At 42.4% G+C, this 15,969-nt stretch carries 10 protein-coding genes; all 10 read left to right on the top strand.

The genetic code is table 11. The features are described from left to right. Positions 1–9 precede the first annotated feature (9 nt). The 10 genes from L0B18_RS00360 (at position 10) to L0B18_RS00315 (ending at position 15,706) form a co-directional block, all read left to right on the top strand. On the top strand, positions 10–1,191 hold the full coding sequence (locus L0B18_RS00360) for an exo-alpha-sialidase (protein ID WP_234567106.1): 1,182 nt from the start codon (positions 10–12) through the stop codon (positions 1,189–1,191). Between the two features lie 12 nt (positions 1,192–1,203). Next, positions 1,204–2,877, top strand: coding sequence for an FGGY-family carbohydrate kinase (locus L0B18_RS00355; RefSeq protein WP_234567105.1), 1,674 nt, complete (start codon positions 1,204–1,206; stop codon positions 2,875–2,877). A 52-nt stretch (positions 2,878–2,929) separates the two neighbouring features. After that, positions 2,930–4,744 (top strand): L-fucose isomerase, encoded by a 1,815-nt coding sequence (locus tag L0B18_RS00350; RefSeq protein ID WP_234567104.1) that lies wholly within the window; start codon positions 2,930–2,932, stop codon positions 4,742–4,744. A gap of 313 nt (positions 4,745–5,057) precedes the next feature. Further along, entirely contained in the window at positions 5,058–5,804 is a 747-nt protein-coding gene (locus tag L0B18_RS00345; protein WP_234567103.1) for a FadR/GntR family transcriptional regulator, read from the top strand. 24 nt (positions 5,805–5,828) lie between these two features. Next, a complete protein-coding gene (locus L0B18_RS00340) occupies positions 5,829–8,540 on the top strand; it encodes a sodium:solute symporter family transporter (RefSeq protein WP_234567102.1) in 2,712 nt (903 codons plus the stop codon). A 237-nt stretch (positions 8,541–8,777) separates the two neighbouring features. Next, a complete protein-coding gene (locus L0B18_RS00335) occupies positions 8,778–9,683 on the top strand; it encodes a dihydrodipicolinate synthase family protein (protein ID WP_234567101.1) in 906 nt (301 codons plus the stop codon). 190 nt (positions 9,684–9,873) lie between these two features. Further along, entirely contained in the window at positions 9,874–10,275 is a 402-nt protein-coding gene (locus L0B18_RS00330) for a phosphoheptose isomerase (protein WP_234567100.1), read from the top strand. A 263-nt stretch (positions 10,276–10,538) separates the two neighbouring features. Next, on the top strand, positions 10,539–13,604 hold the full coding sequence (locus L0B18_RS00325) for a SusC/RagA family TonB-linked outer membrane protein (protein WP_234567099.1): 3,066 nt from the start codon (positions 10,539–10,541) through the stop codon (positions 13,602–13,604). Between the two features lie 10 nt (positions 13,605–13,614). Beyond that, a complete protein-coding gene (locus tag L0B18_RS00320) occupies positions 13,615–15,018 on the top strand; it encodes a RagB/SusD family nutrient uptake outer membrane protein (protein ID WP_234567097.1) in 1,404 nt (467 codons plus the stop codon). Between the two features lie 46 nt (positions 15,019–15,064). Beyond that, the gene (locus L0B18_RS00315; protein ID WP_234567096.1) at positions 15,065–15,706 is read left to right on the top strand and encodes a fasciclin domain-containing protein; all 642 of its coding nucleotides are present in this window, start codon (positions 15,065–15,067) and stop codon (positions 15,704–15,706) included. Positions 15,707–15,969 lie beyond the last annotated feature (263 nt).

The raw sequence follows: 15,969 nt of genomic DNA, 5'->3' as shown, positions 1-15,969 counted from the left end.
CAAAAAATCATGCACAGAAAAAGTAAATACTTCATTACGATACTAATCCTTTTTGCAAGCATTTCATGTACGCAGAAGGCTGATATTTCAACAGATAATGAAGAAGTGTCCGGCATAAAACATCTGAAAGTTTACTACAAGGAAGGACGTTTTGCAGGTTGGCCGGCGAATAATGGTATCTGGATTTGGGAGGATGAAATTCTTGTTGGATTTGTGGAATCAGAACATCTCGATACTGATGGTTTCCATTCATACAACCGCGAATCAGCTCAGAATAAATATGCGCGTAGTCTTGATGGAGGTGAAACGTGGACGATAGAAGATGCTTACGAACAGGGACAGACGGGGATCGCATTTGATCATAAGATACCGGAAGATGAAGCCGATCAGCCAGTAGATCTTGCGGAACCCATTGAAGATTTTACAGATTCAGGGTTTGTGATCACATTTATGCGCGACAACTATCACAATGGTCCGTCCACATTTTACTATTCCATGGATCGCGGAAAAGAGTGGAACGGCCCTTACAAATTTCCAAATCTGGATACTCCAGGTGTGGCCACCCGAACAGATTACATTGTGGAAGGTCCGCAGGAATTGAGTGCGTTTATGAATGTCGGGAAAGAAAACGGGCGTGAAGGCCAGGTTGTCTACACCAAAACGACTGATAGTGGACTGAACTGGGAGTTAGTGTCCTACATCGGTGGAGAGCCGGAAGGATTTAATATCATGCCGTCAACTGTTCGGCTATCCGATACGGAATTGTATACGGTAATGCGAAGCAGAGAACCGGAACCCCGCCGCGATTTTCTGAAAGCTTTTCGGTCAACCGATAATGGTGCTACCTGGACTGAAGAACCTAATCCCGCATTTGATACAGGAAATGGAGGCTCGCCACCGGCACTGGTAAAAATGGATGACGGTCGCCTTGCACTGGCATACATTTTCCGAAGTGATTACGGATCGAGAGTTCAGCTTCGGTTGAGTGAAGACAATGGTAAAACATGGAGTAACGAAATTACGCTGCGAAGCGGAGATGGTGCGACCAAAGATGTTGGTTACCCGAGAATGGTTCAGCGGGAAGATGGAAATCTTGTAGTTATCTATTATTGGAATAATGCTCTTAAAGAAGGTGCAAAACCGTATCGATACATCGCAGCGACCATCGTGAATCCTGATATTTACAACTAATTCTGAAGAGTTATGAACGAGAAGTTTTTTATAGGTATCGATGTTGGAACCGGTTCGGCAAGGGCTGGAATTTTTAATCAGTCAGGAATGATGCTGGCTCAGGCCAGTAAAAAAATTCAGATGTGGCGGCCAGAGGCAGACTTTGTTCAGCAGTCATCCGAAGATATTTGGCAAGCGATATGCTATTCTGTAAAAACAGCGATAAATGAAGCGAATATCAAACCTGAATCTATAGGTGGAATTGGATTCGATGCAACCTGCTCTCTTGTGGTTTTAGGGGACGAAAATAAACCACTGACCGTAAGTCCTGATAAGGAAAATGAACAGAATATTATTGTATGGATGGATCATCGGGCAAAGACAGAAGCCGAAGAGATCAACCAAATGGGGCATGATGTTTTGAAATATGTGGGAGGTGTGATCAGCCCGGAAATGCAAACGCCTAAACTTTTATGGCTGAAGCGTAATATACCGGATACCTGGAACAAAGCCACCCGCTTTTTTGATCTGCCTGATTATCTGGTTTTCAGGGCTACAGGCGAAGATGTCCGTTCGGCTTGTACTACTACGTGTAAGTGGACCTATCTCGCTCATGAAGATTCGGACTCATCAGCAAGTATTGGCTCATGGGACAATTCTTTTTTCCAAGAAATTGGTCTTGAAGATCTGTCTGATGAAGGATATAGAAGAATAGGCACTAAAATTCGCCCGATGGGAGAACCGGTCGGTAAGGGACTTACCGAAACATCGGCTGAAGATCTTGGATTGATAGCCGGCACTCCTGTTGGTGTTTCGATTATCGATGCACACGCCGGTGGATTGGGACTTCTTGGAATGACAGAAAATGGCTCATCATTCGACAACCAGATCGCTTTGATTGGAGGCACCTCCAGTTGCCACATGGCAGTTTCTGAAAAACCACGATTTATCGATGGGGTCTGGGGACCGTATTATTCAGCCATGATTCCCGGAATGTGGCTGAATGAAGGCGGACAATCGGCTACCGGCGCTCTGGTTGATCACGTTATTTTTTCATCAAACCACGCAAATGATTTAAAGGAAGAAGCTGAAAAAAAAGATAACACCGTCTATGAATTGTTAAATAACCGGCTGGAAGCTCTTGCAAACAAAATGAGTTTGAAAGATGTCGGTATGCTGACGAGAGAATTACACGTGCTCCCATATTTCCATGGAAATCGATCTCCCAGAGCGGATGCTTCTTTGCGGGGCGGAATGGTCGGATTGAAACTTTCATCCACTGTGGATGACCTGGCCCTGCAATACCTCGCAACAATACAAGCTGTGGCGTACGGAACTCGTCATATTATCGAAGAGATGAACAAGCAAGGATATGTGATTGATCAGATTTCGGCGACGGGAGGAGGTACGAAAAACGAGATTTTTTTAAAGCAACATGCAGATATATGCGGTTGCAAAATTATTCTTCCGAAAGAACCTGAAGCCGTTCTGCTTGGCAGTGCGGTATTGGCCTCTGTAGCTTCGGGGACTTATGAAAATGTAACCGAAGCGATGTTTTCCATGAATCATCGGGGGAAGATCATCGAACCCAACAAGAATCAATTGGTGAAGAAATATCACGATTTAAAATATAAAGTCTTTCACAAAATGTATGAGGATGAAAGATCCTACAATGAACTTATGAAGGAGAGTGATTTTTCTTCATGATTTTTCAGGGGCCGGATAAAGAAATATAAATAGCAACGAAAGGAATAATACTATGAAGATAAGTGAAGGTAAGAAAGGGCAGAAAAGAGTGATCGGCAGAACGCCAAAGGTCGGGATTCGCCCTGTAATTGATGGACGTCGCAGAGGAGTCCGTGAGTCCCTGGAAGAGCAGACGATGAACATGGCCAAAAATGCGGCGGCCTTTATCACGGAGAATATCACTCATTCCAATGGTTTGCCGGTGGAGTGTGTGATTGCCGATACCTGTATCGGCGGCGTGGCTGAGGCAGCAAGAGCTGCTCAGAAGTTTGAGGAAGAAGGAGTGGGCGTTTCCCTGACGGTGACCCCGTGCTGGTGCTATGGCTCGGAAACCATGGATATGCACCCCTGGTATCCCAAGGCCATTTGGGGATTTAACGGAAGTGAGCGTCCCGGGGCGGTTTATTTAGCAGCCACCAAAGCCGCTCACGAGCAAAAAGGTCTTCCGGTGTTTAGCATCTATGGAAGCGAAGTCCAGGATGCCGGGGATGAGACGATTCCCGAAGATGTACAGGAGAAAATGCTTCTTTTTGTAAAGGCAGGATTGGCCGTGGCTGAAGTTCGTGGAAAATCCTACCTGTCGATCGGCTCGGTATCCATGGGGATTGTGGGTTCGATGATCCAGGAAGATTTTTTTGAGGATTATTTCGGGATGAGGTGCGAGGCGGTGGATATGTCGGAATTAACCCGCCGGATGAACGAAGAGATTTATGATCAACAGGAGTTCTCTTTGGCAATGGAATGGGTAAAACAGTACTGCAAAGAAGGCGAAGATATCAATGCAGAAGCCATTCAGCAGAGCCGGGAGAAAAAGGATGAGAATTGGGAAACCGTGGTCAAGATGACCCTCATCATCCGCGATTTGATGATTGGCAATCCAACGTTAAATGAGGCGGGCTATGAAGAAGAAGCGTTAGGCCATAATGCCATTGCCTCCGGATTCCAGGGACAACGGCAGTGGACGGATCACTTTCCCAACGGCGACTTCTCGGAAGCAATCCTCAACTCGTCGTTCGACTGGAATGGAATCCGGGAGCCGTTTGTAGTGGCCACCGAGAATGATACACTCAATGCCGTCTGTATGCTGCTGGGGCATTTGATGACCAACTCGGCCTCTATCTTTGGAGATATCCGAACCTACTGGAGTCCGGAATCTGTCAAGCGGGTGACCGGGCACGAACTTGAGGGCAAAGCCTCCGGGGGAATCATTCATTTTTTAAACTCCGGTTCTGCGACCCTGGATGGTACCGGCCGCCTAAAAGAAAACGGAGCCTCTGTGATGAAGCCTTATTGGGACATTTCCCCGGAAGAAGCCGAAGCCTGTTTGGACGCCACGCGATGGTGTCCGGCTAACCTGGAATATTTTCGGGGAGGGGGATATTCCTCCCAGTTTTGTACGCAGGGGGAAATGCCGGTAACCATGACGCGGATCAACCTGGTGAAAGGGCTGGGACCTGTTCTGCAAATTGCCGAAGGATTTACCGTGGATATTCCGGGCGATGTTCACAAAACATTAAATAGAAGAACCGATCCGATCTGGCCCACCACGTGGTTTGTGCCCAACCTGACCGATGAAGGAGCATTCAAAGATGTCTATTCGGTGATGAACAACTGGGGATCCAATCACGGAGTAATCAATTATGGGCATGTCGGGGATGCGTTTATCACCCTGGCCTCGATGTTGAGAATTCCCGTATCGATGCACAATGTACCCGAACAAAGGGTCTTCCGTCCGAGTGCGTGGGCGGCCTTTGGAACCAGCGATCTTGAAAGCGCCGACTACAGGGCCTGTGGTAATTTTGGGCCTGTATTTGGCAAATCCCATTAACAACCAGAGAGAAATCCGTAGCTGGAAAACTGTCAATAAGTAACCCATGTTTGACAGACAAGCACCAAAATCCCGGTCAATGACATGGACCGGGATTTTTTTATGTTCGAATGAAAAACCAAGCATACAGTAGCGCCTACCTTAACTGCTTGCTATTTATTACTTTGTAAGCGTAGAATAAATCAAAAAATTACGGTCGAAGAGAACTGCACTTAATAATACCCAATGATTTTTGAGGGATTATTTGAACCAATTATTTTGATTTAAAGGTATAATTTCCAATATTTGTTATACAAATAATATATATATGTCTATGGATTTAAAAATCAAAAACCAGGCGGTCACTTTGGTTGACCAGGTAGAGAAAAAACTATTCGAATACATCGCCCAAAATAATATGAAGGTGGGCGATTCGGTGCCCAATGAAAATGAATTATCGGAGGCGCTTGGCGTCTCACGAAGTGTATTAAGAGAGGCTTTGAGCCGATTGAGAATGCTTGGCGTGGTTGAATCAAGAACACGAAGAGGGATGGTTCTAAGTGAACCCCATATGTTCGGAGGACTGCAACGCGTAACCGATCCAATGATTTTGGGGGAACAGTCTCTTATTAATCTTCTGGGATTTAGGGTAGCTCTTGAACTAGGGATTTGCAGTAGCATTATCGACAATGTAAACGATAAATATATTGCTGATCTCGAAAAAATTGTGGAAGAAGGGGGTAGCTACGAGCTCAACTTCTATAAAGCTGAAAGTGAAAATGCATTTCATTCCAAATTATATGAAATCACGGAAAATGAAAGCATCATGCAATTCCAGGAGATTATCTATCCGGTATCATTATTTATCAGGGATAAGTTCAAAGACTTTTTTGAGCCTATTAATAGAGAGTTACTTCAAAAAGATGCTCTGATAACCCATCAGGATTTGTTGTCATATATTAAAAACAAAGATAAAGAGGGACTCCGGAAAGGAATGGAACAACACTTTGCTCCATATAGCAAGTTTTTAAAAGCAAGCAAAAACGGCGAAAATCTAAAGAAAAACAAAGCAACGGGTTAGAACTTATATTTGGATTAGGTTTCCATGAAAGTAGCATTTTTATCTCTTGCTTTTTTTTTCATATGCCAGCCCCTTTTTGGAAGCCAATCTGAGAATGAGAAAGCAAAATCCATAACCTGGTCTGTCCACTCTTCACTTCCCCCAGTCCCCGGTAATAATAGTCAGCCCGGGTTGGCAGGAGCTTATGCAGGTGTGATTCATAATAGTCTTGTTATTGCGGGGGGAGCAAATTTTCCAGATGCTCTCCCATGGGAAGGTGGGACAAAACACTACTGGGCCGATGTATATGTTTTGCCGTTGGATGGAGTCAAAGACTGGTCTGTAATGCCAAATGCTCTGCCAAAAAAAATGGGGTATGGGGAGTCAATTACACTTCCTGAAGGAATATTACTTATTGGAGGAGAGAATACAGAAAGGGTTTTAAGTGATGTTTACCTGATGCATTTTGATGAAGAAGAAAAGCTGGTTTTCGAAAAGTGGCCAACTCTTCCGGTTCCGTTAACCAATATGACCGGCACGGTTATTGATCAGAAAATCTATATTGCAGGTGGGCAAGAATCGCTGGAAGATGCCGCCGCAACCAATCATTTTTTTGTTCTCGATCTCCAAAAAAAATCTGACGGATGGAAAGCGCTTGCGCCCTGGCCCGGTCCACCGAGAGCATTTGCAGTTTCAGCGGGACAAAGTGACGGATTTGATAATTCATTTTATCTTTTTAGCGGAAGAAATTTCGGCCCGGATACTCCTACTCAAATCCTGACAGATGGGTATGTCTACAATCCACGTTTAAACTCGTGGAAACCTCTTTCAACGCCGGACGATTTTGGTTTTTCCATCATGGCTGGTACGGCGGTCGCATCCGGAGAAAATCATATTTTATTAGTGGGAGGGGATGATGGCTCCTTATTTATGGAGAGAATTAACCTTCAAAAGGAAATCGATTCTTTAAGCCAGACTTCAATCTCTCCTCAGACCAGGGATTCTATAGAAGTTTTGCGGACCAAAATAAATGATAAGCTCAACAATCATCCGGGGTTTAGTCGCAGTATTTTTCTTTATCATACCATTACAAATACCATCACCAAAAGTGATGATGTTTCCTTTCATCTTCCGGTAACTTCTAACCTGATTCCAACAGAGAATGGACTTTTTCTCACCAGCGGAGAAATAAAGCCGGGAATACGAACGCCGGATGTGATCAGAGGCGAGTTCCTGGAATTCAGAAAGGGTTTTGGATGGGTAAATTCAATCGTTCTTATTCTATACTTCGGGGTGTTAATCTGGATAGGCTGGATCTTTTCTAAACGCCAAAAAAATACAAATGATTTTTTCCGTGGAGGCAAACGGGTTCCATGGTGGCTGGTAGGATTGAGTATTTTTGGAACTGCCTTGAGTGCAATCACATTTATGGCAATTCCCGCCAAAGCATACGCTACAGACTGGAGTTACACTATCATTAATATTGGAATTATTGTGGTGGCACCTATTGTCATATTGGTTTGTATTCCTTTCTATCGGAAGCTGGACATTACAACGGCGTATGAATATTTAGAACAACGTTTTAACGTAGCAGCCCGGTTATTTGCAAGTATATGTTTTATCCTGTTTCAGATTGGCAGAATGGGAGTGGTTCTTTTTCTCCCGGCCATTGCGCTGAATGTTGTTTCCGGTATCGATATTTATCTCTGTATTGGTATGATGGGAATTTTTAGTCTTGTTTATACCATGCTTGGCGGAATTGAAGCGGTGATCTGGACGGACGCTTTGCAGGTAATTGTTCTTTTGGGTGGAGCTGTTCTTGCATTGATTTTGATATCCCAGGGAGTTGATGGAGGGATTACTGAAATCATATCAAAAGGGATGGCAGATGGCAAATTCAGCTTGGGAGAGGCAAGTACAGATCTTCAAAATCCAACTCTTCTCACATTAGTGATTTCTGCACTGTTCGTGAATCTGACGACATACGGAACAGATCAGACGATGGTACAGCGATACGTAAGTACCGAAACGGAAAAAATGGCTGCAAAAAGTCTCTGGACGAATGCGCTGCTGACGATTCCCGGTACATTGATTTTCTTTTTCGTTGGAACGGCATTGTATGTGTTTTATAAGGAAAATCCCCTGCTTTTAAGTACGACAATCACAGGTGGCGATTCCATTTTCCCCTGGTTTATCTATACACAGATGCCGCCGGGAATTGTGGGGCTTTTGATAGCGGGAATTTTTGCGGCTGCGATGTCTACTCTTAGCAGCAGTATGAACTCAGCCGCAACGGCTTATGTCGTAGATATACATTTTCGGTTTGACTGGTCGGATAAACTGGACGGACTAAAACTTGCCCGTATTGCCACATTTGTTTTAGGGATCGCAGGGATCGTAGTAGGGTTGATGATGGCCACATGGGATATCAAGTCACTTTGGGATGAATTCCAGAGAATTTTAGGGTTGATTTTAGGAGGTATCGGCGGACTCTTTTTTTTAGGATTGTTAACCAAACGGGCAAATGGAGTAGGAGCTATAATCGGGTTAGCCGGCAGTATTTTTGTGCAAATATGGATCAGTCAGTCCGGGGCTGTACACCTTTTACTGTTTGCCGCAACAGGATTTGTTTCCTGTTTTATAATCGGATATCTGGCCAGCCTGGTTATATCAACAAATGAAAAAGATATCTCACGCCTGACAATTTACGGTCAAAGAAAGACAAACAGGAATTCGTTTCCAATTCCCAAAGAGTAGGGATGAATAATAAGAAGGAAGAAAAATTACTTCTGCAAAAGCAAGCAGAAATTAGGGTAGAACGAAAAGATATTTAGAAAAAAATAGCAAATAATACACTCTTCTTATGCATCTCTAAGTGACTAAGGTTCAAAGGATTGAGAAGCATAATATCAGTTCACTATAGGATTAAAATCGCGGATTGTTAATGAAGGGGACCATGAAATTTCAACACATAAACCGAAGAAACATTTAGATATGGAAAATTTTTTAAACGGCTTAATAGCGGCACCTTTTACACCCATGGATCAGGCAGGAGCTATCAATTACGAAGTGATTCCAAAGTATGGAGATTGGTTAGTAAAAAGTGGGGTGAGTGGTGCTTTTGTCTGCGGAACTACCGGAGAAGGGGCTTCATTAAGTTTTGAGGAAAAGAAAGCAGTCATGAAAGAATGGGCAAAATGTTCAGAAAGTGCACTCAAGATAATTGCCCATGTAGGTGGAGTGTGCCAGTCGGAAAGTGCAGAATTGGCAAAATATGCTTCCGGGATTGGATCAGATGCCACAGCAGCGATGGCTCCTTTCTTTTTTAAACCTCAGACAGCTTCTGAACTTCTCTATTTCTTACAACCCATTGCAGAGGCGGCTTCAGACCTGCCATTTTACTACTATCACATTCCTTCTATGACCGGTGTGAATATTCCGGTCTCCAAGATTTTAGAAATTGCAGGGAAGATTATTCCAAATTTTGCAGGGGTAAAATATACTCATTCCGATATGATGGACTTGCAGCAATCGATCAGAGTTAGTGATGGGCGTTTCGAACTTTTATTCGGGTCAGACGAAATATTAATGTGTGGACTGGGAATGGGTGTTCAATCTGCAGTAGGCAGCACGTATAATTACATGGCACCGGTTTATACCGAATTGATGGCAGCTTTTAAGGAGGGCAATATGGCTAAAGTGAGAAAACAGCAGCAATTCTCTGTAAAAATTGTCGAGATAATTATCAAATACGGAGGGGGTGTTCGTGGGGGAAAAGAGATTATGAAATTGATAGGGTTGGACTGCGGGCCATGCCGGTTACCATTTAAAAAGATTTCTGAAGAAGAGAGTTTATCCCTTAAAAATGATCTGCTGGAAGCCGGATTTTTTGAAAATTGAATACAATGAAATATACCACTGATCGTGTAAACAGATCTGTTAAGCGTTAGATAAAAAAAAGAGGAGTAGTGGGTGAAATGTCAAGTAGTTCAAATAAATCTAAAATTTTTGATTGGGTAGAAGAAGATCTGAAAAAAAGGAATATCAAAATAGTGAAGAAAGATAAAACCCGTCCCTGGGGTGGGTTTTTGTGATCGACAACTCTTCACTTTCGGTATTTATCAACAACTTTTTCCCCAATACAAATTTTGTGACTGATGATGCAAATCTCTCATACAGTCCCAAAATATTAATCGTTGAACCTGGTAAACGGCTCTCTTGGCAGTATCATCACCGGCGTTCAGAACACTGGAAAATCGTTGAAGGCTCCATTGGGTTGATTATAAGTAATACTAATGAGCAGACACCAATGGTTGAATTATTTTCCGGAGATAAAACAAGCATTGCACTTGGCCAGCGGCACAGGCTGATTGGGCTGTATGATTGGACTGTGGTAGCCGAAATATGGCAGCATCAGGATCCTCAAAATCCATCTGACGAAAATGACATTGTTAGAGTTGAAGATAATTTTGGCAGAGAGAACCCAGGATAAGAATATTCAGGATTTGCTCTGACAAGGACTTTTAAAAGTAAAACCATTCATATTGATAAGCCACTCTTGTTGTTCGATAGCCTTTAGGAATGTTCATCTCCGAGGTGCCAGAACCATTCTGAAGTACATTGATTAACATATTTTTAAGAAAAAAAGTATAAATATTATTTGTATTACAAAACAAATTTCAGTTAATTACTTGAAAGCGCTTTTAATAGTTAGCGTCTTTTTTTGCTTTAAATCATAAATAGAATGCAATGAACATGAGTTACTACATTGGAGCGAACAATCGGAAGAAATTTTTACAAGCTCGATACTTTTCTTTTCTCAGCTCATTTCTGATCGTATTGCTTTTCATGGGCACCGCTTATGCCCAGCAAGATATTACTGTAACAGGCCGTGTTACCGATGATAATGGTGAGCCACTACCTGGTGCTACAGTAATGGTAGAAGGAACCTCGCATGGCACAACCACAGATCTGGATGGCCTGTATGAGGTTAATGTAAGTGGGGATGCTATTTTGATATTCTCATTTGTTGGATATGAAACCCAACAGGTTCCGGTTGATGGAAGAAGAAGTATTGATATAACCCTGACAATGTCTACGGGTACATTAGATGAATTGGTTGTAATTGGTTACGGCCAACAGGAACGTTCGCAGGTAACCGGCTCAATTTCATCGATAAGTTCCCGTGAAATTGAGAATCAACCGGTAACAAGTGTGGACGGGTATTTGCTGGGAAAAACCTCTGGAGTCCAGGTAGTTCAGACAACAGGTGAACCTGGCGGTGGAATGTCCGTTAACATCAGGGGGCTTAGCTCCATACAGGCCGGAAATGATCCGCTTTATGTAGTGGATGGAGTTCCCATTAAAAGTGGGGATGCCTCCGGATTAAAAATTGGCGGTAGCCTGAATGCGTTGGCCGATGTTAACCCAAATGATATCGAATCTATTGAGGTGTTGAAAGATGCTTCAGCTGCTTCTATTTATGGTTCTAGGGCCAGTGGTGGGGTTGTGTTGATTACCACAAAAAGAGGAGTTCAGGGCAGCAGACCACAAATTAATTTTTCAGCCTATTCAGGAGTTCAGAGAATTACCCGATACATAGAAGTAGTAAACGGAAATCAGAAAAGAGAACTTTTGACGGAAGCTTATTACAACTACTTCGGAAATTATGAGCAGCTTCAACGAGATTGGATGACCGATACTTTGAATACCATGTATAGTGCAAACACACACTGGCAGGATAGAATGTTTGATACAGCCCCGATGAGTAATGCAAACTTATCTATTTCAGGTGGTTCAGACCAGTTGCGATATTCTTTAAGTGTTGGTGCCACAGATCAGGAAGGGATTGTTGCAAATAGTGGTTTCAGCAGGATAACCGGGCGATCGAATTTAGAATATCGATCTGATAAGTTTACACTCGGAAGCAATCTGTCCTATGCGAATTCTCAGCACGACATGATTCGGCAATCCGGAAATGGAAACGGTAACTGGGCAAACTGGACCAATCAACCTTCCTTCCAGCCACCAGTAGATGACCAGGGAAGAACATGGAAAAATGAACCATTAATTAATTTAACGGAACCGGTTCAGGATAATAAACGGGACCGATTGATTGGGAACGTATACGCTCAATATGAATTTATTGAAGGTCTTGAACTTCGGAGTAACTTTGCGATTGATAATATGCAGATTCGGGAGAGTATATTTTTCCCAAGCACAGTAGCTCCTGTTGGCTCGGAGAGAAGGTCAAGTGCATATTCTGGCAGGGATTTCGGCTGGATTAACGAAAACACTCTCACTTATAAAACTACCATTGCGGAGGGACACAACCTTACAGGGCTTCTGGGATTCAGCCAACAGAAAAACACCAGTGAGTTTATGGTAGCCGAAGCCAGCCAGGCTGCTTCTGACAAAATTCCTACTGTCAATGCCGGATCTATATTGGAAAATGCATCATCAGCAACAACCAGCTGGGCTATGGTTTCTTATTTTTCCAGATTGTTATACGACTATGATTCGCGATATCACCTGACTGCGACTTTCCGGCGGGACGGATCATCCAAATTTGGTTCGAATAACCGGTTTGGTAATTTTCCATCCGTTTCTGTGGGATGGAGAATTTCTGAAGAAGATTTCATGGAAAATATCCAGCCGGTTAACAATTTAATGGTTCGTGCAAGTTACGGACTAACAGGGAACCAGGAGGGAATCGAAAATTTTGTTTCACAGGGAGTGATTGTTACCGGTGCCGATTATTTAGGCAGAGGTGGTATTCGATCTGTGGATATGCCCAACCAGGAATTAGCTTGGGAAAGTACCCGTCAGTTTGATTTAGGTGTGGATCTTAGCATGCTGGAAGATCGGTTAAACTTTTCAGTGGATTATTACAATAAGAACACCAAAGATCTTCTTTTTAATAAAGAACTGCCAAGTAGTACTGGTTTTTCTTCTGTGTTAGTGAATTTGGGAGAAATTGAAAACAAAGGATTTGAGTTTGATCTTACCACACGAAACCTGGCTGGTGATCTAAGCTGGACAACCAATTTTAATATCTCTTTTAACCGCAATAAAATTCTTTCATTACCCAATGGAGAAGATGTCTTTTTTGGGAATGAGGTTTATCGGGAAGGAGAGTCCATTGGCACTTATTATGGATACGTATTTGAAGGAGTTTATTCTACTGACGATGATGTGCCGGCTGGTCCCGAACCAGGAACTAAACTGAGAAACCAGGCAAATGGTCCTGAATTTCAGGCAGGGGATATCATTCTGAAAGATTTGAATTCAGACGGAATTATAGATTCAGACGACCGCCAAATCATTGGGAATGAACAACCTGATTTTATAGGTGGTTTTACCAATAGTTTTGCCTGGAAAAATCTCAGCTTGGATGTTTTCTTCAACTTCTCCTACGGAAATGAAAAATATAATGTGCTCCGCGAAGATCTGGAGAGTTGGAACGGGCTTTACCAAGCAGTTACTCTGTATGCGTATGAGAACAGATGGCAACAACCCGGAGATGTTACCGATGTACCCATTAATGCGAGAGCCCGGAATTTCAGTGTAGATAATGACCGGGGAGGAACATCCCGATGGATAGACGACGCTTCTTTCCTCCGTCTCAAAACCATCACTTTATCCTATAACTTTCCCGGAAGTTTAACAGATAAACTCTCTGTAAGAAATGCACAGATTTTTGTAACGGGACATAATTTATGGACGCTTACAAACTGGAGGGGAAGTTACGACCCTGAGGTATCTGGTTATCAGTATCCTATTTCTACATCTGTAACCGCTGGAATCGATATTAACTTCTAAAAAATATACTATGAAAACTTATTTAAAAGGATTATCACTCATTTTTCTGCTTTTATTCGTTTCGTGTGATGATATCCTGAATACATCACCGGTAAGTGAATTGACTCCGGAAATTTCTTTCGAAAATGGAGAAGATGCAGAAGCAGGTATTTTTGGTGTCTACAACCGGTTGCTGAATGCACTTGGAGGTGGGAATCGATTCTTTGTATACGGCGAAATCCGGGGTGACGGAGTTACCTTTGATGGTACAGCGCTGGAAACGATAGACGAAAGCAAATTGCAGCCAACGATGTCTCAGGCAGACTGGGGTCCATTCTATGCGGTAATTAATGGAGCCAATCAGATTATAGATGTGGTTCCGGGGATTACCGAGGGCATTACAGAAGTCAAACGAAGTCAAATAATTGCTGAAGCTCATTTTTTGAGGGCTTTAAGTTATTTTTGGCTTGTCAGGATTTGGGGAGATGTACCGTTGCCAACCAAAGCATATACGTCTGTGGCCCAGGAACTGCAATTATCCCGCTCACCTATTTCCGCAGTTTTTGATGTAATTGAGGAGGATATTGATATAGCTATCCGTGATTTGCCAGAGAGCTATTCTACAAATACGGAAACCAGAGGACGGGCAACCGTTGGAGCAGCTCATGCTTTAAATACCCATGTATCTTTATGGATTGCACAACGGGAAAATGGTGGTGAAGAGTACTTCAACAGAGTCATTGAATCTGCTAACTATATCATAAATAGCCCTGAATATGAATTGGTTGACAGCTTCGCGGAGATATTCAGTGAAGAAGATACACCAGAATATATTTTCGCGATGATTTATGATAATTCGTATCAGCAAACCAATTCGATTGCATCTTACTTTTTTGTAGAGCCATACTCAAGCAGTTTAAGAGCTGGAGTGCAATTCGACCAGATTGTGCACGATCATGTAGCTGCATATCCTGAAGATGAACGAACCGACGTTTATTACAGAGAAAAACGTCCGGAAGATCTTGTTCAACATCCGTTCCTCGTTAAGTTTCCCGGAAAAACATTCGATAGTGAAGGATACAGCAATAGTGATTCAAATATCCCTTTGTTCAGATACTCAGATATCCTGTTGTTAAAAGCAGAAGCACTGAATGAAACCGGGAACACGGCAGGTGCAGTATCTTTGGTGAATGAAATAAGAGAAAGAGCCGGATTAGCAGCTATTTCCGCCGCAAGCAAAGCCGAAGCGACTGACATAATTCTGCATGAACGACTCATTGAATTGGTGGGTGAAGGGCATTATTTCTTTGACTTGGTAAGAAATGGAAAAGCAATAGAGCTATCCGAGATTTTGTCTGAAGAACAGATTCTTTGGCCAATCCATGTTGAAGAATTGACCCAAAATCCAAATTTGGATCAAAATTCATACTACTAATCCGAGCAATGAACACTCTTCTAAAAAATTTAAGTAATAAATAATTATGAAAACAAAAAAGATGAATAAGAAAAGCACTTACTCTACGTCTAAAGTAGCGAAAGTTCTTATGCTTCCATTGTTGATGGTGTTCCTCAGTCAGTGTGAATTGTATGAGCTGCCAGAGGCAGAACCTTATATAGGCGAGTTTGATATGACCATGATGGAGTGGTTGCCTACCCATGTTCATGCAGATGGCAGTAATGACTTTACCATGTTGATTGAGGCGTTAGAAATTACCGGTCTTGATGAATTGCTTGCAAGCGAAAGTGTAGAGTATACACTCTTTGCGCCCGGCAATATTTCTTGGAAATTATTTCTAAGAGATCACGACTATGAAACAATGCAGGATGTTCCTGTAGATGAACTGAGGGACATTTTGTTATACAACATGATGGACGGTAAACATCTGCGCCAGGATTTTACTGTAAATGCCGAACAGTATCCCACAAAGCTTGCAGACCATTTCTTAACGATTAGTTATGTAGATTTTAATGCGAGCGGACGTTATTACGATATGGTGGTTAATACCCGAAAAGTAGCAACTCAAAATATTCAGTTTACGAATGGGGTAATCCATGCGTATGCCGTTACAGGAATGCAGGTAGGTAGTGCCGGAGAAGGCGCTGTTCAACTGATCATTCCATAAAATCCGTTGTAAGCCATAAATTTTCATGGATTAAAAATGATAAAAACCATTGGAGTGAGCAGTTAATAAACTCCAATGGTTTTTTAATTTCTATAAAATATAAAACCAATACCGGGAATGATTTCTTAGTTAATACACGTCATTTTTAGCGATTATCATTTTCATCAAAAAGAATAGTATTGGTAAAAAGAAGATCTGGTTGAGTTTGAAGGTAGTTCGCATCATATTGTTTTTTGTAATTATTAGCTGTTGTACAAATACTG

It is taken from the genome of Rhodohalobacter sp. 614A, from assembly GCF_021462415.1.
GTDB lineage: Bacteria > Bacteroidota > Rhodothermia > Balneolales > Balneolaceae > Rhodohalobacter.
Note: the sequence above shows the minus strand (reverse complement) of the source record. Positions and strands in the feature narration are given on the sequence as shown.

Coding starts and splice junctions, on each gene's coding strand:
- L0B18_RS00360 (WP_234567106.1), top strand. CDS start 10: ATGCACAGAAAAAGTAAATACTTCATTACGATACTAATCCTTTTTGCA.
- L0B18_RS00355 (WP_234567105.1), top strand. CDS start 1,204: ATGAACGAGAAGTTTTTTATAGGTATCGATGTTGGAACCGGTTCGGCA.
- L0B18_RS00350 (WP_234567104.1), top strand. CDS start 2,930: ATGAAGATAAGTGAAGGTAAGAAAGGGCAGAAAAGAGTGATCGGCAGA.
- L0B18_RS00345 (WP_234567103.1), top strand. CDS start 5,058: ATGGATTTAAAAATCAAAAACCAGGCGGTCACTTTGGTTGACCAGGTA.
- L0B18_RS00340 (WP_234567102.1), top strand. CDS start 5,829: ATGAAAGTAGCATTTTTATCTCTTGCTTTTTTTTTCATATGCCAGCCC.
- L0B18_RS00335 (WP_234567101.1), top strand. CDS start 8,778: ATGGAAAATTTTTTAAACGGCTTAATAGCGGCACCTTTTACACCCATG.
- L0B18_RS00325 (WP_234567099.1), top strand. CDS start 10,539: ATGAGTTACTACATTGGAGCGAACAATCGGAAGAAATTTTTACAAGCT.
- L0B18_RS00320 (WP_234567097.1), top strand. CDS start 13,615: ATGAAAACTTATTTAAAAGGATTATCACTCATTTTTCTGCTTTTATTC.
- L0B18_RS00315 (WP_234567096.1), top strand. CDS start 15,065: ATGAAAACAAAAAAGATGAATAAGAAAAGCACTTACTCTACGTCTAAA.